This is a genomic window from Enterobacter cloacae complex sp. P42RS (assembly GCF_014930595.1).
Classification (GTDB): Bacteria; Pseudomonadota; Gammaproteobacteria; order Enterobacterales; family Enterobacteriaceae; genus Enterobacter; species Enterobacter bugandensis.
This window is the reverse complement of the sequence record NZ_JADBRK010000017.1, coordinates 81,812-100,503: the sequence shown is the minus strand read 5'-3', so window position 1 is coordinate 100,503 and position 18,692 is coordinate 81,812. Positions and strand designations below refer to the sequence as shown.

The 18,692-nt window shown below is 57.1% G+C and carries 12 protein-coding genes; 9 read left to right on the top strand and 3 right to left on the bottom strand.

Translation table 11 applies throughout. The features are described 5' to 3' along the window. Positions 1-194: 194 nt before the first annotated feature. Together murB and birA are read left to right on the top strand one after the other, a co-directional pair. Positions 195-1,223: a UDP-N-acetylmuramate dehydrogenase gene (murB, locus tag IM314_RS17890; RefSeq protein WP_048957436.1), complete on the top strand. Its 1,029-nt coding sequence runs from the start codon at positions 195-197 to the stop codon at positions 1,221-1,223. After that, positions 1,220-2,182 (top strand): bifunctional biotin--[acetyl-CoA-carboxylase] ligase/biotin operon repressor BirA, encoded by a 963-nt coding sequence (birA, locus tag IM314_RS17885; protein WP_028014765.1) that lies wholly within the window; start codon positions 1,220-1,222, stop codon positions 2,180-2,182. Before murB ends, birA begins: the two co-directional genes overlap by 4 nt. 191 nt (positions 2,183-2,373) lie before the next feature. On the opposite strand, the gene bcsG is transcribed toward birA, so the two are convergent. The 3 genes from bcsG to bcsE are packed head-to-tail and all read right to left on the bottom strand — an operon-like array spanning position 2,374 to position 5,799. Next, positions 2,374-4,053 carry a cellulose biosynthesis protein BcsG gene (gene bcsG / locus IM314_RS17880; protein WP_153657380.1) on the bottom strand — a complete coding sequence of 560 codons (1,680 nt, stop codon included), beginning with the start codon at positions 4,051-4,053 and terminating at the stop codon, positions 2,374-2,376. Further along, positions 4,046-4,240: a cellulose biosynthesis protein BcsF gene (gene bcsF / locus IM314_RS17875; protein ID WP_193359184.1), complete on the bottom strand. Its 195-nt coding sequence runs from the start codon at positions 4,238-4,240 to the stop codon at positions 4,046-4,048. Before bcsF ends, bcsG begins: the two co-directional genes overlap by 8 nt. Next, a complete protein-coding gene (gene bcsE / locus IM314_RS17870; RefSeq protein WP_059354449.1) occupies positions 4,237-5,799 on the bottom strand; it encodes a cellulose biosynthesis c-di-GMP-binding protein BcsE in 1,563 nt (520 codons plus the stop codon). Before bcsE ends, bcsF begins: the two co-directional genes overlap by 4 nt. Positions 5,800-5,973: 174 nt before the next feature. Between bcsE and bcsR the strand changes: the two genes are divergently transcribed. The 7 genes from bcsR (at position 5,974) to hmsP (ending at position 18,672) form a co-directional block, all read left to right on the top strand. Further along, on the top strand, positions 5,974-6,162 hold the full coding sequence (gene bcsR / locus IM314_RS17865) for a cellulose biosynthesis protein BcsR (protein ID WP_028014761.1): 189 nt from the start codon (positions 5,974-5,976) through the stop codon (positions 6,160-6,162). Positions 6,163-6,173: 11 nt separating this feature from the next. After that, positions 6,174-6,926: a cellulose biosynthesis protein BcsQ gene (gene bcsQ / locus IM314_RS17860; RefSeq protein ID WP_028014760.1), complete on the top strand. Its 753-nt coding sequence runs from the start codon at positions 6,174-6,176 to the stop codon at positions 6,924-6,926. Then, positions 6,923-9,538 (top strand): UDP-forming cellulose synthase catalytic subunit, encoded by a 2,616-nt coding sequence (gene bcsA, locus IM314_RS17855; RefSeq protein WP_028014759.1) that lies wholly within the window; start codon positions 6,923-6,925, stop codon positions 9,536-9,538. Before bcsQ ends, bcsA begins: the two co-directional genes overlap by 4 nt. A gap of 10 nt (positions 9,539-9,548) precedes the next feature. Then, a complete protein-coding gene (gene bcsB / locus IM314_RS17850) occupies positions 9,549-11,969 on the top strand; it encodes a cellulose biosynthesis cyclic di-GMP-binding regulatory protein BcsB (RefSeq protein WP_193359185.1) in 2,421 nt (806 codons plus the stop codon). A 6-nt stretch (positions 11,970-11,975) separates the two neighbouring features. After that, positions 11,976-13,082 (top strand): cellulose synthase complex periplasmic endoglucanase BcsZ, encoded by a 1,107-nt coding sequence (bcsZ, locus tag IM314_RS17845; protein ID WP_047363559.1) that lies wholly within the window; start codon positions 11,976-11,978, stop codon positions 13,080-13,082. Further along, the gene (gene bcsC / locus IM314_RS17840) at positions 13,064-16,546 is read left to right on the top strand and encodes a cellulose synthase complex outer membrane protein BcsC (protein WP_193359186.1); all 3,483 of its coding nucleotides are present in this window, start codon (positions 13,064-13,066) and stop codon (positions 16,544-16,546) included. The genes bcsZ and bcsC overlap by 19 nt, the downstream gene beginning before the upstream one ends. A gap of 119 nt (positions 16,547-16,665) precedes the next feature. Then, positions 16,666-18,672 (top strand): biofilm formation regulator HmsP, encoded by a 2,007-nt coding sequence (gene hmsP, locus IM314_RS17835; RefSeq protein WP_028014755.1) that lies wholly within the window; start codon positions 16,666-16,668, stop codon positions 18,670-18,672. Positions 18,673-18,692 lie beyond the last annotated feature (20 nt).

Sequence of the window (18,692 nt, the reverse complement as noted above, 5' to 3'; positions counted from 1 at the left end):
CAGAAGTGAAACGCCGTAGCGCCGATGGTAGTGTGGGGTCTCCCCATGTGAGAGTAGGGAACTGCCAGGCATCAAATAAGTGAAGAGGCCATCCGAAAGGATGGCCTTTTTGCGTTTCTGCGCTGCACAAACTAATCCCCCAACGCCCTGCTTATACGGTAAACTACCTGCGTTTTTGCATCAGGATAGCGTCTATGAACCACTCCCTTAAGCCCTGGAATACCTTTGGCATTCAACGTAATGCTAATCAAATTGTACGTGCCGATACTGCACAGCAGCTGCTGGATGCATGGCAAAGCGCAACAGAAAATAACGAACCCGTACTGATTCTGGGCGAAGGAAGCAATGTCCTGTTTCTCGACGATTTCGCGGGAATGGTGATCGTTAACCGCATCATGGGCATTGGTGTGGAAGAGCATGCCGATAGCTGGCATCTGCACGTGGGGGCCGGAGAAAACTGGCATCAGTTGGTGCAATTTACCCTCGAAAAAGGGATGCCGGGTCTGGAAAACCTGGCGCTTATACCAGGCTGCGCCGGATCGTCACCCATCCAAAACATCGGTGCCTACGGCATCGAACTGAAACATGTCTGTGAATATGTCGACTGCATCGAACTGGCGACCGGAACGGCTAAGCGCTTAACGGCAGAACAGTGTCGGTTTGGCTATCGTGACAGTATCTTCAAGCATGAATATCAGGATCGCTACGTGATTGTCGCCGTGGGCCTGCGTCTGCCAAAGAACTGGCAGCCGGTGCTGACCTATGGCGATTTAACGCGTCTCGATCCAGCAACCGTCACTCCCCGCGACGTATTTGACTCAGTTTGCCATATGCGAATGACCAAACTTCCCGATCCGAAAGTAAACGGAAATGCAGGAAGCTTCTTCAAAAATCCGGTTATTAGCAGCGAAAATGCAAAAGCCTTTCTTGAAGGATGGCCCACTGCGCCACATTATCCTCAGGCAGATGGCAGCGTGAAGCTGGCCGCTGGCTGGCTGATCGATCAATGCCAGTTAAAAGGCACGTCCGTAGGTGGCGCTGCCGTTCACCAGCAGCAGGCTCTGGTACTGATTAATCAATGCGATGCGACCAGCGATGATGTTGTACAGCTGGCGCATTATGTTCGTCAACGTGTGGGCGAAAAGTTTAACGTCTGGCTGGAGCCAGAAGTCCGCTTCATTGGCCGCACAGGTGAAGTGAATGCCGTGGAGACCATTGCGTGAAGGACAATACCATTCCGTTAACCCTGATTAGCATCCTTGCTGACGGGGAGTTTCACTCTGGCGAACAGCTGGGCGAGCAGCTGGGCATGAGCCGTGCCGGCATTAACAAGCATATCCAGACGCTTCGCGACTGGGGCGTCGATGTGTTCACGGTGCCGGGAAAAGGCTACAGCCTGCCGGAGCCAATTCAATTGCTGAATGAAGACGTCATCCGCAGCCAGCTTGGACACGGCAACGTTGCGGTGCTGCCGGTGATTGATTCGACGAACCAGTACCTTATGGATCGGCTGAGCGAACTCTCGTCCGGCGATGCCTGTGTTGCTGAATACCAGCAGGCCGGTCGTGGCCGTCGCGGTCGCAAATGGTTCTCGCCATTTGGCGCCAATCTCTATCTGTCCATGTACTGGCGTCTGGAGCAGGGGCCTGCCGCAGCCATTGGCCTGAGTCTGGTCATTGGTATCGTCATGGCGGAAGTGCTGCACGATCTGGGTGCCGATCGGGTCCGCGTTAAGTGGCCAAACGATCTGTACCTTAACGATCGTAAACTTGCCGGTATTCTGGTCGAACTGACGGGTAAAACCGGTGATGCGGCGCAAATTGTTATTGGCGCGGGGCTCAATATGGTGATGCGTACTGTCCAAAACGACGTGGTGAATCAGGCTTGGACCAATCTCCAGGAGGCGGGGATTGTTATCGATCGTAACACCCTTGCCGTGCGCATGATTAAAGAGCTGCGCAGTTCACTCACGCTTTTTGAACAGGAAGGCCTGGCACCGTTCCTGTCTCGTTGGGAAAAGCTGGATAACTTCATCAACCGTCCGGTGAAGCTGCTGATTGGTGATAAAGAGATTTACGGCATTTCCCGCGGTATTGACGCACAGGGCGCGCTGCTTCTGGAGCAGGATGGCGCGATCAAGCCCTGGGTGGGCGGTGAGATTTCCCTGCGAAGCGCCGAATAACCGGATGGAGTGAACGATGCGAAAATCCGTCTGCGCTACCCTGGCATTTAACGATGGGGCAGCCTTCCGTAGAGCCCGAAATCACCTCTAAAGAAGACGATTCGGCAAGTCTGAAAATGCAGGTGTGGATTTCAGCGCAATAATGACGCACTGACTATCCCCTCTCCCCTGTGGGAAGAGGGGGAAATCAGTTACTGCGGATACGGTACCCAGTCCCCGCCGTTCAGGCGAACGTACGGTTTGTTCTGATACTGAATCACCACCGCGTTGGCGTTCTCGGAGACTTCAGCCGTTTGCGGCAGGTTGCTGGTGAGCTGATCCCAGTTCACGCTATCTTCCACAAACAGCTTCCCGTCAACGGCGCGGGCAACCAGTTCTGAAATCGCCAGATAGCTGCTTGGCTGGGTAATCTCAATTGGTGCGCCCTGGTGCGGTGCCTTCATACCAAAGAATTTAATGCCTGCAGGCACGTTGGTAATGGACGGGCTTGGGATATCGCGCAGACCGGATACCTGCATTCTGTCGCCTTTCAGCGCGCCACCGTGCTCAGGTACCACGACCACCATCACTTTACGGCCAGATTTTTCCAGCTCCGTGAAGAACGCGTCCAGCTCGTCGAAGAATTTCTGCGCCCGCACTTTGTAATCCGCCGTTTTACTCACCCCCGGGAAGTGGTTACCGTCGTGAAGCGGCAGGGTGTTATAGAACGTTGCACTGCGCGGATTACTGTCTTTTTCGATGGTCTGCAGCCAGCGCTGCAGCACGGCGGTATCGTCATAAACCGGCGAGCCATCGAAGCCCAGCAGCGTAACGGGAAGACCGGTTTGATCCATCAGTGGCGCCTGCATGCCTCCCTGTTCACGTACCTCTTTCAGGAAGTTACCGAACTGACCGTTATGCCCCAGCATCAGGTGCTGCGTAAAGCCCAGCTTCGCGAGATTATCGAATAAATAACACTGGTTGCCAGCGGGCTGATACAGGTTTTTATGCGATGCCTGACCGCAGCTTGCTCGCAGCAGGCGGATTGCCGCCGGGCCGCTGTACGAGGTGGCAGAGTTAAAATCTTTAAACTGGATGTCAAAGTGGGACCACAGCGGGTGAGACATCAAACCGGCGGCATCCACGTCAGCCCAGGAGAGGGAACAGATGTTAATCACCAGCAGCTCAAACGGCTGCGCATCGGCTGGCAGCGCATCCGGGAATTTCGTCTGTCGCTTATCTTCAGCGGTATAGAAGCTGGAGAGCCAGGCATTAAGATTGGTGGAGGTCGGCGGTGCAGTCTGAGTTGGAATATCGCCCACCACCGGCGTATCGCCTGCTGTTGTAACGGTAGCCGCTGCGCTTCCTCCCGTCGTGGTCACCGTTGTCGTCGGCTGGCCGGCAGGCCACAGCGAAAAGCTTGGCCCCGCCAGCGTCAGCACGTTAAGCCAGATCATAATGGCGACGACAAACACCGTGACGCGGATCCACTGAGACAGGAACAGCCAGGCAACCAGCAGGACAAAGACGGCGCCAATCATCTGCCAGTTAATGAAACGCTCAGCCAGGTCAAGCATATAGTCTGCGCTGAAGCCCGCGACCTGCGATCCCTGGCTCATTATGCTTTCCGGACCAGGCAGCCAGGTATCGTGCCAGAACAGCGCAAAGCCGATGGGGATGGCCACCCAATGGCGTAAACGATGCAGCCTGATGTTCGGCAGAGGCATCAGCAGGAAGGCCATAAACACCAGGTTAAGCAGGGGATGGAAATTCAGATAACCTGCCCAAAGCAGGCCAAACTTCACCAGAAAGTAGAAGTTCCAGCCGGAAAGGCCGCGCCAGTATTGCCAGAGCGGCGAGGGTGACGAAGCGGTATAGGAAGAATTAGTCATGTTTACGGTCTGCCTTGACGTGTGATGCCCGTGTCAGTGTTCCGGCTGGTTTTACATAGCGAGGTTTTACAAACATTACTCTGGCCGTATCACGGATACGGCGTATGGAATGGCGTGCATAGTAGCCAAGCGGGAAAAAGATCAGCGCGCAGAATACGAACAGTTGGATGATATCGCTGATATTCATGATGGTGCGTTCTCCCCGTTCTCAGTTAATAAGCGAAGGGGTTCCGGAACCCGACGCCAGACATGTCCGTCATGTCTGGCATTGAGGATCGGTTTTACATCGCTCGTGATTGCGAGCGGTTTAACCCATTGTTCAGGCTGGAGAGCGCGCATTTGCACCAGCTCTGCGCTGATAGCATTATCTTCGAACCAAATCATACGGTTCGAGAAAATATCCCCGGTAGGCAGGGGGAAGATATGGTTAAGCGCGGTATCAAGATCGTTGACCCGGCAAAACGACAAAAATAGCACCAGGCGATTGTCGCCAATGGTCATGATGTCCCCTGTACGGTTCGGGCGACACAGGGTGAGCGCCTGCTCAACGCGAATGCCCGGGACCGGCCGCAGGGCAACCATAACCCCTTTCCCGTCCGCCGGAAGTAACGTGTTGCTCATCATGTTGCCGACGGCATCGCAGAACGTATCCCATTTCTGGTAGCCACGCAGCTTCATCGGCTGGGTCATGGAGAGCAGCGTGGAGATATCTTCCGGTACATGGCGGCTGAACTGCTGGCCCTGAACGCTTTCAATAAGCGTCAGGCAGCGTGACAGTGGCGCATTCCAGGGGATAACCATATTTGCCCCGCAGCCCAGAAGCAGACGCTCATCGGTAGCGCGCAGGCTGGTATTATTTTCGCGCACCACAATTTTTAACGCGCTGCCGCGCTGGCGGCGCAGGGTGTGAATTTGTCTCGCCAGCGTTTCAATCTGATTATTCTGCATCAACGAGAAAACGAGGGTGGCTGCCTGGGTGGTGCGGGCTTCATGAAAAAGCGCTTCGTTAGACTCAAACAGTGACCAGTTTTCCGAAAGCGCGGGCGCGCCCTCTAAAACCGCAATATGGCTCAGGATGCGCTTTTCATCGCTGCGCGGCTGCACTACGGTTTCTTCCTGCTGTGCCAGGTGCCATTTCCCCTCAATAGGTTTAAGAGTCAGCTGTTGCCTGGCGCTCACGCCCTTTTCATTGCACCAGAAGGCAATATCGTAGAGATAGCTGCCTGCCTGATCACGAAGACTTGCCAGTCCGAACAGGGAGCGATATTCGCCCATCAAAAGTGAGAACAGCTTGTCATTATTACTGCCGGGGTTGACGACCAATAGCGTGCAATTTTGAAACTTTGCCCATTTATTGATTTTTTCCAGCCACGACAGCAGTTTTTCAGCAGGAATATTTTGCAGTATGTTATTTGCACATTTAAGAATCACTAAATAGTGATCCGGATCTATAGAGCACTGAACGTCGCGGGACAAAAAGTATAGACTATCCGCTTCCGCTGACATAGAAAACAAACGTACTTTCTGGGGGCCGCTGTCGCTTTCGAGCGTAATTATTTTCTTCGGCTCTTCGCCCATGCTAATGACGGCCACGCGGGAATCCTTATCCTGAGCGGCAATTGTCTGGTTTACCAGGCTGATAGCGTCTTCATTACGATCCGTATTAATCCACCAGACTCCACCGACTGGCATGTGGCTCAATTCGTCCCATAATGACTGGATGCCAATAGAAAATATGGAGTCCACGATGTCCCTCTTTTCGTCTAATTTGCCTGTATCTCAGTTTACTAGCGAAAGCGTAGAAATAAACCTAACATTGAAATTAAAGAACATCAGATTTAGCATGTAAATGAAATTTGTCAGGGCAGGATGCCCTGCAACTTCCGAGCGTGCGATTTTCCTCAAAGGGATGGAATAAGAATGGATAATAACGAACCTGCAACCCCAGTCGACTCGACTCTGGGTTACACATTCCAAAACGATTTTCTGGCGCTGGCGCAGGCCTTTTCTCTACCTGAAATAGATTACACCGATATTTCCCAGCGGGAACAGTTGGCTGCTGCTATTAAACGCTGGCCGTTATTAGCTGAATTCGCCCATCAACATTAAGGGAGCCATTGATGGCCATACTCGGATTACAGGGCGTCCGTGGCGGTGTGGGTACCACATCTGTTACCGCGGCGCTGGCGTGGTCATTACAGCTTTTAGGTGAATCGGTGCTGGTGATTGACGCCTGCGCCGATAATTTGCTGCGTATGTCGTTCAACGTCGATTTCACTCGCGAAGAGGGCTGGGCCCGCGCGCTGCTTGATGACAAAGACTGGCGGGATGCTGGGCTACGCTATACCTCCCAGCTGGATTTACTGCCTTTTGGCCAACTGACCACCACAGAACGCGAGAATGAAGCCGCCTATCAGCGTCTGTTCTCGCAGTTCACGCTTGCGCTGCAGAGCCTGAAAGAAAAGGGGCACTACCAGTGGATCCTCCTGGATCTGCCGCACGGCGCCGGGACGCTGACCCGGCAGCTCATCGCCCAGTGCGATCATGTACTTTCCGTGGTGAACGTCGATGCGAACTGCCATATTCGCCTGCATCAGCAGGGGCTGCCTCAGAACGCACATCTCCTGATTAACGATTTACGTATCGGTAGCCAAATCCAGGACGATCTCTATCAGGTGTGGCTGCAAAGCCAGCGCCGCCTGCTTCCCATTGTGATTCATCGGGATGAGGGGATGGCGGAATGCCTCGCCTCCAAGCAGCCGCTGGGCGAATACCGCAGCGACTCGCTGGCAGCAGAAGAGATCCTGACGCTGGCGAACTGGTGTCTGCTGAACTTCGCCAGCAAGGCGGAGCCTGCTGGGAGTTCGGTATGAGTCGACTCGCCAGCTGGCTTCTTATCCCGCCGGTCAGTTCGCGTTTGAGCGACCATTACCGGCACTTTCGCCGGCATGGTGCTCCGGCATTCAGCGCCGCGCTCGGCTGTTTCTGGCTGATTCTGGCCTGGACGTTCATTCCACTCGAGCACCCGCGCTGGCAGCGCATCCGTGCGCGTCACGGCGAATTATACCCACACATTAACCCCGACCGACCACGGCCTTTGGACCCGGCGCGCTATCTTATTCAGGCCGTCTGGCTGGCAATATCGTCATCCCGAACGGAGAAAATAACGCCGCACTGGCGCAGCTATTCCCGCGTACAGCAGTTACGTGAACGCTATCACCAGTGGCTGGATAAACTGCCCGCTAGCGTCAGCGATAAGACCAGCCATCTGGATAACCATAAAGAGCTTGGGCATCTCCACCCAGGCTTGCGGCGTTTTATTCTCGGCGTGATTGTCGTGTTCTCGCTCATTCTGGCGCTGGTCTGTATCACGCAACCTTTCAACCCGCTGGCGCAGTTCATCTTCCTGATCCTGCTGTGGGGCGTGGCGTTACTGGTTCGTCGTATTCCGGGCCGTTTCTCGGCGCTGATGCTGATTGTGCTGTCGCTGACGGTTTCCTGCCGCTACATCTGGTGGCGTTACACCTCAACGCTGAACTGGGACGACCCGGTCAGCCTGGTGTGCGGTCTGGTGCTGCTGTTTGCTGAGACCTACGCGTGGATTGTGCTGGTGCTAGGCTATTTCCAGGTGATCTGGCCGCTCAACCGCCAGCCGGTTCCGCTGCCTAAAGACACCACGCAGTGGCCGACCGTCGATCTCTTCGTCCCGACCTACAACGAAGACCTGAGCGTGGTGAAAAACACCATCTATGCCGCGCTGGGCATCGACTGGCCGAAAGATAAGCTCAAAGTCTGGATCCTGGATGACGGCAACCGTCCGGCGTTTCGCCAGTTTGCGGAAGAGGTCGGCGTTGAGTACATCGCCCGCCCGACGCATGAACACGCTAAGGCGGGGAACATCAACAACGCCCTGAAGTATGCCTCCGGGGAGTTCGTCTCGATTTTTGACTGTGACCACGTGCCGACGCGCTCGTTCCTGCAGATGACCATGGGCTGGTTCCTGAAAGAGAAAGAGCTGGCGATGATGCAGACGCCGCACCACTTCTTCTCGCCGGACCCGTTTGAACGTAACCTTGGCCGCTTCCGCAAAACCCCGAACGAAGGCACGCTGTTCTATGGGCTGGTGCAGGACGGGAACGACATGTGGGATGCCACCTTCTTCTGCGGCTCCTGCGCGGTTATCCGCCGTAAGCCGCTGGATGAAATTGGCGGAATAGCCGTTGAAACGGTAACGGAAGATGCGCATACCTCGCTGCGCCTGCACCGTCGGGGCTATACCTCTGCCTATATGCGTATCCCTCAGGCCGCCGGTCTGGCGACGGAATCACTCTCCGCGCACATCGGTCAGCGTATTCGCTGGGCGCGCGGCATGGTGCAGATTTTCCGCCTCGATAACCCGCTGATAGGCAAAGGGCTCAAGCTGGCGCAACGTCTCTGCTACGTCAACGCCATGTTCCACTTCTTGTCCGGCATCCCGCGGCTGATCTTCCTGACCGCGCCGCTGGCGTTCCTGCTCCTTCACGCCTATATCATTTACGCCCCCGCGCTGATGATTGCGCTGTTCGTTCTGCCGCACATGATCCACGCGAGCCTGACGAACTCGAAGATTCAGGGCAAATACCGGCACTCCTTCTGGAGTGAAATCTACGAAACGGTGCTGGCGTGGTACATCGCGCCGCCGACGATGGTCGCGCTGATTAACCCGCACAAAGGGAAATTCAACGTCACCGCGAAGGGCGGTCTGGTGGAAGAAGAGTACGTCGACTGGGTGATCTCCCGCCCGTATATCTTCCTCGTGCTGCTGAATATTGTCGGCGTGATCGCCGGTATCTGGCGCTACTTCTACGGCCCGGAAAACGAAATCCTGACCGTCTTTGTAAGTATGGCCTGGGTGTTCTACAACCTGATTATCCTCGGCGGCGCGGTGGCGGTGTCGGTAGAGAGTAAACAGGTTCGTCGCGCGCATCGCGTTGAAATCTGCATGCCTGCGGCGATCGCTCGTGAAGATGGTCACCTCTTCTCCTGTACGGTGCACGACTTCTCTGACGGTGGCCTGGGGATCAAAATCAACGGCCAGGCGAAAGTGCTGGAAGGGCAGAAGGTTAACCTGCTGCTTAAGCGCGGTCAGCAGGAGTATGTTTTCCCGACGCAGGTTGTGCGTGTGGCAGGCAGTGAAGTGGGTCTGCAGCTGATGCCGTTGACCAAAAAGCAACACATTGATTTTGTGCAGTGTACGTTTGCCCGTGCGGATACATGGGCTCTCTGGCAGGACAGCTTCCCGGAAGATAAACCTCTGGAAAGCCTGCTGGATATTCTGAAGCTGGGGTTCCGTGGCTATCGTCACCTTGCAGAATTTGCCCCGTCGTCGGTGAAATTAATTTTCCGGTCACTTACTTCGCTGGTTTCCTGGGTCGTGTCGTTCATTCCTCGTCGTCCCGAGCGGGATGAGACGAAGCAGGCGGACCCGGTTATGGCTCAACAATGATGATAACGCGATGAAAACAAAACTTTCCTGGTTATGTGCAGTGGCAATGGGAGTGAGTGCACTTCCCGCAACAATGGCTAACGCAGCACCCGGTAACGCAGCGGCGACGCCTGCGCCGACGGTACCTGTCGTCGCGCAGGCAACCGATCCGGTTGTTACGGCGGCACCCGGTCAAACAGAAAACATCATTCCGAACCAGCCAACGGAGGGGAACACCCTGCCGGTCGAGAATCCGGTCATCGGGCAGGTGATGCCGGGCGTGCGGGGGGCTAACGCGCCCGTTGTCGCGGATAATGTGCCGTCGCGGGACGTGAAGCTGACCTTCGCGCAAATCGCGCCGCCGCCGGGCAGCATGGTGCTGCGCGGCGTCAACCCTAACGGCAGCATTGAATTTGGTATGCGCAGCGATGAGGTTGTTTCAAATGCGGTACTGAACCTTGAATACACCCCGTCGCCATCCCTGCTGCCGACGCAGTCTCAGCTGAAGGTCTACCTGAACGATGAACTGATGGACGTTCTGCCGGTGACCAAAGAGCAGCTGGGTAAGAAAACACAGGCGCAGGTGCCGATTAACCCGCTGTTCATCACCGACTTTAACCGTATCCGTCTGGAGTTTGTTGGTCACTACCGCGATGTCTGCGAAAACCCCGCCAGCAACACGCTGTGGCTGGACGTCGGGCGTAACTCCTCGCTGCAGATGACCTACCAGCCGCTGGCGCTGAAAAACGATCTGTCGGCGTTCCCGGTTCCGTTCTTCGACCCGCGTGATAACCGTCCGCTCACGCTGCCGATGGTGTTTGCATCATCCCCTGACGTGACCGAGCAGCTGGCGGCGACCATTGTGGCCTCCTGGTTTGGCTCCCGCTCCGGCTGGCGCGGTCAGAACTTCCCGGTAATGTATGACAAAATGCCGGACAGGAACGCGATTGTCTTTGCAACCAACGCGAAGCGTCCGGGCTTCCTGCGCGACCACCCGGAAGTCAAAGCGCCAACCATTGAGATGGTAAGTCACCCTGATAACCCGTACGTGAAGCTGCTGGTGGTCTTTGGTCGTGATGATAAAGATCTGGTCCAGGCCGCGAAGGCGATTGCTCAGGGCAACGTCCTTTTCCGCGGCAACAGCGTGGTGGTGGACGAAGTTAAGCCGCTGCTGGCGCGTAAACCTTATGACGCGCCAAACTGGGTGCGTACCGACCGCGCCGTGACGTTTGGTGAACTGAAAACCTATGAAGAGCAGCTGCAGGCCTCCGGCCTTGAGCCATCGCCGATTAGCCTGTCGCTGAACCTGCCGCCGGATCTGTACCTGCTGCGCACCAACGGCATTGATATCAATCTCAACTACCGCTATACCGCGCCAGCGACGAAAGACAGCTCGCGCATGGATATCAGCCTGAACAACCAGTTCCTGCAATCGTTCAGCCTGCAAAGTACCCAGGACACCAACCGTCTGATGCTCCGCCTGCCGGTGCTGCAGGGGCTGCTGGACGGTAAAACGGACGTCTCTATTCCGGCGCTGAAGCTTGGCGCGATCAACCAGCTGCGTTTTGATTTCCAGTACATGAACCCGATGCCTGGCGGTTCGGTGGATAACTGCATCACCTTCCAGCCGGTACAAAACCACGTTGTGATCGGCGATGAGTCGACCATCGACTTCTCGAAGTACTACCATTTCCTGGCGATGCCGGATCTGCGTGCCTTTGCTAACGCGGGTTTCCCGTTCAGCCGCATGGCCGATCTCTCTGAATCCATTGTGGTGATGCCAAAAGCGCCAAACGAAGGCCAGGTGACGACCCTGCTCGACACCATGGCAACCGTAGGCGCGCAAACCGGATTACCGGCAGTTAACGTCACGTTGACGGACGATGGCAGTCAGATCCAGAACAAAGATGCGGATATCATGGTGATTGGCACCATCCCGGACAAGCTGAAGGATGAAAAACGTATCGACCTGCTGGTGAAAGCCACCGAGTCGTGGGTTAACACGCCGCTTCGCCAGACCGAGTTCCCAAGCATTATGCCGGACGTGAACGACCGTAAGGCCAGCGCGCAGACGGCCGTAACCTCTCAGGGGGCGATGGCTGCGTTGGTGGGCTTCCAGTCTCCTTACAACGATCAGCGTAGCGTGATAGCCCTGCTGGCGGACAGCCCGCGTGGCTATGAACTGCTGAATACCGCGATGAACGACAGCGGCAAACGTGCCGCGATGTTTGGTTCTGTGTCGGTGATTCGCGAGTCCGGCGTCAACAGCCTGCGCGTGGGTGATGTATATTACGTCGGCCATCTGCCGTGGTTCGAGCGCCTGTGGTATGCGCTGTCGAACCATCCGGTTCTGCTCGCCATCCTGGCTGCGGTCAGCGTGGTCTTGCTGGCATGGGTGCTGTGGCGTCTGCTGCGCATCATCAGCCGTCGTCGCCTTAACCCGGATGAGTAAGACGTGATGAAAGCCTTTCGCTGGTGTGTAGTCGCAGCGTTGATGCTGGCGGCGATCCCTCTTCGCGCCGCCTGTACCTGGCCTGCCTGGGAGCAGTTTAAAAAGGATTACATCAGCGAGGGCGGGCGCGTCATCGATCCGAGCGACACGCGTAAAATTACAACGTCGGAAGGGCAAAGCTATGCGTTGTTCTTTGCCCTGGCCGCTAACGATCGCAAGGCGTTTGACCAGTTGCTGACGTGGACGCGCGATAACCTCGCCAGCGGCAATCTCAACGATCGTCTACCCGCCTGGCTCTGGGGACAGAAAGACAAAGAAAACTGGGGAGTGATTGATACCAACTCCGCCTCAGATGCCGATGTCTGGATTGCCTGGTCGCTGCTCGAAGCGGGCCGGTTATGGAAAGACCCGGACTATACCCAAACGGGCAAGGCACTGCTAAAACGCATTGCCAGCGAGGAAGTGGTGAAAGTGCCGGGGCTCGGCTCAATGCTGCTTCCCGGTAAAGTCGGTTTTGCCGAAGAAAACGCCTGGCGCTTTAACCCCAGCTACCTTCCTCCACAGTTAGCGAGCTATTTCACCCGCTACGGTGCCCCGTGGACCACGCTGCGTGAAACCAATCTGCGGCTGCTGCTGGAAAGCGCGCCGAAGGGATTCTCGCCGAACTGGGTGCAGTATCAGAAAAACAAAGGCTGGCAGCTACAGCAGGATAAAACGCTGGAAGGGGGCTATGACGCCATCCGTGTCTATCTTTGGGTGGGCATGATGAGCGATAAAGATCCTCAAAAAGCCCGGCTGCTGACGCGCTTCCAGCCGATGGCGGCAAAGACAATCAAACAGGGCGTGCCGCCGGAGAAAGTGGATGTAGCGACGGGTAAACACACCGGCAATGGCCCGGTCGGGTTCTCTGCCGCGATGCTGCCGTTTTTACAGCAGCGCGATGCCCAGGCGGTTCAGCGCCAGCGCGTGGCAGATCATTTTCCCGATAACAATGCCTACTACAGCTATGTATTGACTCTTTTTGGTCAGGGATGGGATCAGCATCGTTTTCGCTTCACCGCTAAGGGTGAATTAATACCGGATTGGGGCCAGGAATGCGCAAGTTCACAGTAAATCTACTCACTCTATCGCTTGGGCTGGCACTGATGCCGCTGGCGCAGGCCGTTAACTCTCCGCAGCAGAAACAGCTGCTGGAGCAGGTTCGGCTGGGCGAATCGACCCATCGCGAGGATTTGGTTCGTCAGTCGCTCTACCGTCTTGAGCTGATCGATCCGAACAACCCTGACGTCATTGCCGCCCGCTTTCGCTACCTGCTGCGCCAGGGCGATAACGCCGGAGCGCAAAAAGAGCTGGACCGCCTGAAGGGGATCGCCCCTGACTCCGGCGCGTACCAGTCCTCACGCAATACCATGCTGCTTTCCACCCCGGATGGTCGCCAGCAGCTTCAGCAGGCGCGCTTACTCGCTACGACAGGGCACACGCAGGAGGCGATTGCCGCCTATGACAAGCTCTTTGACGGCAACCCGCCGGGCGGCGACGTGGCGACGGAATACTGGAATGTGGTGGCGAAAGATCCTGCCCGTCGCGCTTCGGCCATCAACCAGCTGAAAAAAATAAACAGCAGCAGCCCCGGGAATACCCAGCTCCAGACGACGCTGGCCCAGCTTCTGTTCCAGAGCGGACGCCGTGATGAAGGCTTTGCGGTGCTGCAGGAGATGGCTAAATCCACCGGCGGCCGCGGCCAGGCCTCTGACATGTGGTATGAGCAGATCAAAGACCAGCCTGCCAGCAGCGCCAGCGTCACCGCGCTGCAAAAATACCTGACCGTCTTCAGCGACGGCGATAGCGTCGCGGCGGCGCGCGCCCAGCTTGAGGCGCAGCAAAAGCAGCTCGCTGACCCGGCGTTCCGCGCGAAAGCGGAAGGGCTGGCGGCAGTGGATGCCGGGCAGGGGAGTAAGGCGGTGGCGGAGCTGCAAAAAGCCGTCAGCGCCAACCATGCCGACAGTGAAGCGGTGGGGGCTCTGGGGCAGGCCTATTCCCAGAAAGGCGATCGCGCCCGCGCGGTGGCACAGTTTGAAAAGGCGATTGCCCTCGATCCGCAGAGCGATAACCGCGGTAAATGGGACAGCTTGCTGAAGGTTAACCGCTACTGGCTGCTGATCCAGCAGGGGGATGCGGCGCTGAAGGCGAATAACCCGGCGCAGGCGGAGCGTTACTATCAGCAGGCGCGCAACGTCGACAACACCGACAGCTATGCGGTGCTGGGGCTGGGAGATGCCGCTGCGGCGCGTAAAGATAACGACGCGGCGGAGCGTTATTACCGCCAGGCGTTACGTATGGACAGCAGCAACAGCAATGCGGTTCGCGGCCTTGCCAATGTTTACCGTGCGCAGTCCCCGGAGAAAGCCTCGCAGTTTATCCAGTCGCTCTCTGCCAGCCAGCGCCGGAGTATTGATGATATTGAGCGTAGCCTGACTAACGAGCAGCTTTCCGCCCAGGCAGAACAGCTGGAGAGTCAGGGGAAATACGCTCAGGCGGCAGACATTCAGCGTCGCCGTCTGGCACTCTCGCCCGGTGACGTCTGGATAACGTATCGTCTCTCGCGCGATCTCTACAGCGCGGGCCAGCGCAGCCAGGCGGATACCCTGATGCGCCAGCTTGCCAGCCAGAAACCGTCTGACCCGGATCAGGTCTATGCCAACGGGCTCTACCTGTCCGGAAACGATCAGGACCGGGCCGCGCTGGCGCATCTGAATACACTGCCGCGCAGCCAGTGGAACGGCAATATTCAGGAGCTTGCCGACCGTCTGCAAAGCAATCAGGTGCTGGAAACCGCCAACCGCCTGCGCGACAGCGGCAAAGAGCAGGAGGCGGAAAATCTTCTGCGTCAGCAGCCTGCCTCCACCCGCATCGACCTGACGCTGGCGGACTGGGCGCAGCAGCGTGGCGATCTGAACGCGGCGAAAACTACGTACAGCGCCGTCCTGCAGCGTGAGCCGCAGAACAAAGACGCGATCCTCGGTCTGACCGAAATTTACAGCGTGGAAGGTAACAAAGATGCCGCCCGTGCGGAGCTCGTGAAACTGCCCGCCACGCAAAACGGCCAGCCGCTGTCGCTCAATATGCAGCGCCGGATCGCGATGGCGCAGGCAGGTCTGGGCGATTCCGCTGCCGCAGAACAGACCTTCAGCAAAATCATTCCGCAGGCCAAATCGCAGCCCGCCTCCATGGAAAGCGCGCTGGTGCTGCGTGATGCTGCCCGCTTCCAGACGCAAAACGGCCAGCCGCAGCAGGCTCTGGAGACGTATAAAGATGCGATGGTGTCGTCCGGCATCACCACGACGCGTCCGGTGGACAATGACAGTTTCACCCGTCTGACGCGTAACGATGAAAAAGATGACTGGCTGAAGCGCGGCGTGCGCAGTGACGCCGGTGATTTGTACCGTCAGCAGGATGTTAACGTCACGCTCCAGCACGACTACTGGGGCTCCAGCGGCACGGGCGGCTATTCCGACCTGAAAGCGCATACCACCATGCTCCAGGTGGACGCCCCGCTCTCTGACGGGCGCATGTTCTTCAGAAGCGATCTGGTCAACATGGACGCTGGCACCTTTGATAACAATAACGGAACCTACGACCCTAAATGGGGGACCTGCTACGACACGCCGTGTAGCGGCAACACCAGCCAGAGCGACAGCGGCGCCAGCGTCGCCGTTGGCTGGCAGAATAAAACCTGGGCGATGGATATTGGTACCACGCCAATGGGCTTTGACGTCGTCGACGTGGTGGGGGGTATCAGCTACAGCAGCGATTTAGGCCCCATCGGCTACACCGTCAACGCCCATCGTCGGCCTATCTCCAGCTCTCTGCTGGCGTTCGCCGGGCAAAAAGATACCAATACCGGCACCACCTGGGGCGGCGTGCGCGCGACGGGCGGCGGGGTAAGTATCAGCTATGACAAAGGCGAGGCGAACGGCGTCTGGTCAAGCCTGAACGCGGAAACGCTGACCGGTAAAAATGTGGAAGATAACTGGCGCGTCCGCTGGATGACGGGTTATTACTACAAGCTCATTAATAAAAACAACGAGCGCCTGACGGTCGGCGTCTCCAATATGCTCTGGCACTACGATAAGGATCTGAGCGGCTATTCCCTCGGTCAGGGCGGCTACTACAGCCCGCAGGAGTATGTCTCCTTCGCGCTGCCGGTGACCTGGCGTAAGCGTACGGAAAACTGGTCCTGGGAGCTGGGTGGCTCGGTGTCCTGGTCCCACTCCAAAACCAAAGACGAGCTGCGTTACCCGATCCAGAGCCTGATCCCGACCGATGAGCCAGGCCGCTATACCGACCGTGGCGCGATGGAAACCGGCAGCTCCTCCTCCGGGACGGGTTATACCGCGCGGGCAATTATCGAACGCCGGGTCACCTCCAACTGGTTTGTGGGCATGGGCGTAGATATTCAGGAAGCGAAAGATTACACCCCAAGCCATGCGCTAATTTATGTGCGCTACTCTGCTGCAGGCTGGCAGGGCGATATGGACTTACCGCCGCAGCCGCTTATTCCTTATGCGGACTGGTAATCGGATTTTCCTTAATCCATTTGTAAGTCTCTCTTAATAGCGCGGCAATCGGGTATACTCAGGCGCGCCAGGTTTACACCCTGGTGCGCCCTGCGCTTCGAGTTTTGTGGAGAGTCATTTTGCGTGTCAGCCGTTCCTTAACGATCAAACAAATGGCGATGGTCTCTGCCGTCACTATGCTGTTTGTACTGCTCTTCTGCGTAATTTTGCTGTTTCATTCCGTACAGCAGAATCGCTATAACACGGCTTCGCAGTTAGAAAGTATCGCCCGCTCGGTGCGCGGCCCGCTCTCCGCCTCGATCCTGAAAGGGGACATTCCCGAAGCGGAAACCATCTTAAAGCGCATTCAGCCTGCCGGCGTCGTTAGCCGCGCCGATGTCGTCTTACCCAACCAGTTCCAGGCGTTGCGGATGAGTTTTATCCCGGAGCGTCCCGTCCCGATGATGGTGATGCGCCTGTTTGAACTGCCGGTGCAAATTTCTCTGCCTCTCTATTCGCTGGAACGTCCTGCCAATCCGCAGCCACTGGCCTACCTGGTTCTGCAGGCGGACTCGTACCGGATGTATAAATTCGTCATGAGTTGGGTGGTTACGTTAGTGACCACTTGCTTACTTATGACCCTGATCATCAGCGTAGCGCTGACGTGGTGTATAAACCGCCTCATTGTTCACCCGCTGCGCCGTATCGCCCGCGAGCTGAACGGGCTTTCGCCGCAGGATCAACTGGGGCACCAGCTTGAGCTGCCGCGTCTGCATCAAGACGATGAGATCGGTATGCTGGTGCGCAGCTACAACCTCAACCAGCAGCGCATCCAGCGTCATCAGGATGAGCTAAACAACAGCGCCACGCGCTTCCCGGTGTCGGAGCTACCTAATAAAGCGTTTCTGATGGCAATGCTGGAGCAGACCGTTGCGCGGCAGCAAACCACGGCGCTGATGGTGATTGCCTGTGAAACCCTGCAGGACACGGCGGGCGTGCTCAAGGAGAGCCAGCGTGAAATGCTGCTGCTGACGCTGGTGGAAAAGGTGAAGTCTGTCCTTGCCCCGCGCATGGTACTGACACAGGTAAGCGGTTACGACCTGGTGGTGATTGCCAACGGCGTGAAAGAGCCGTGGCACGCCATCACATTAGGTCAGCAAGTACTCACTGTCATAAATGAGCGGCTGCCCGTGCAGGGCATCCAGCTTCGTCCGAGCGCCAGTATCGGTATCGCCATGTACTACGGTGATTTAACGGCGGAGCAGCTGTACCGCCGCGCGTTCTCGGCGGCGTTTACCGCCCGGCGCAAAGGGAAAAATCAGATCCAGTTCTTCGACCCGGAGCAGATGGAAAAGGCGCAGCAGCGCCTGACGGAAGAGAGCGATATCCTGACCGCGCTGGATAACCGTCAGTTCGCCCTCTGGCTACAGCCGCAGGTGAATTTACAGACGGGGGAAGTGAAAAGCGCCGAGGCGCTGCTCCGCCTGCAGCAGCCGGATGGCTCCTGGGAGCTGCCGGAGGGGCTGATTGAGCGCATCGAATCCTGCGGGCTGATGGTCACCGTTGGCTATTGGGTACTGGAGGAGTCCTGCCGCCAGCTTGCCGCCTGGCAGGAGCGCGGCGTAACGCTGCCGCTGTCGGTCAACTTGTCTGCCCTGCAGCTTATGCATCCGACGATGGTCTCCGAGATGCTGGAGCTGATCCACCGCTACCGGATCAAGCCTGATACGCTGACGCTGGAAGTGACGGAGAGCCGGCGCATTGACGATCCTAACGACGCGGTGGCCATCCTGAAGCCGCTGCGCAATGCCGGCATTCGCATCGCGCTGGACGATTTTGGTATGGGCTACGCCGGGCTGCGCCAGCTTCAGCACATGAAAGCCCTGCCGGTGGACGTGCTCAAAATCGATAAATCGTTTGTCGACGGGCTGCCGGAAGACAGCAGCATGGTGCAGGCCATCGTCCAGATGGCGCGCAGCCTCAAGGTGCACCTTATTGCCGAGGGGATTGAAACCGAAGCGCAACGCGTCTGGCTGGCAGAGGCGGGCGTCGAGAGCGGCCAGGGCTACCTTTTTGCCCCCGCGGTGCCGCCAGATGTCTTCGAGCAGCGGTACCTTTCTGGCGCTGACCATAACGCAAAAGTGTAATTTTGTTGCTGGCTTGTGCG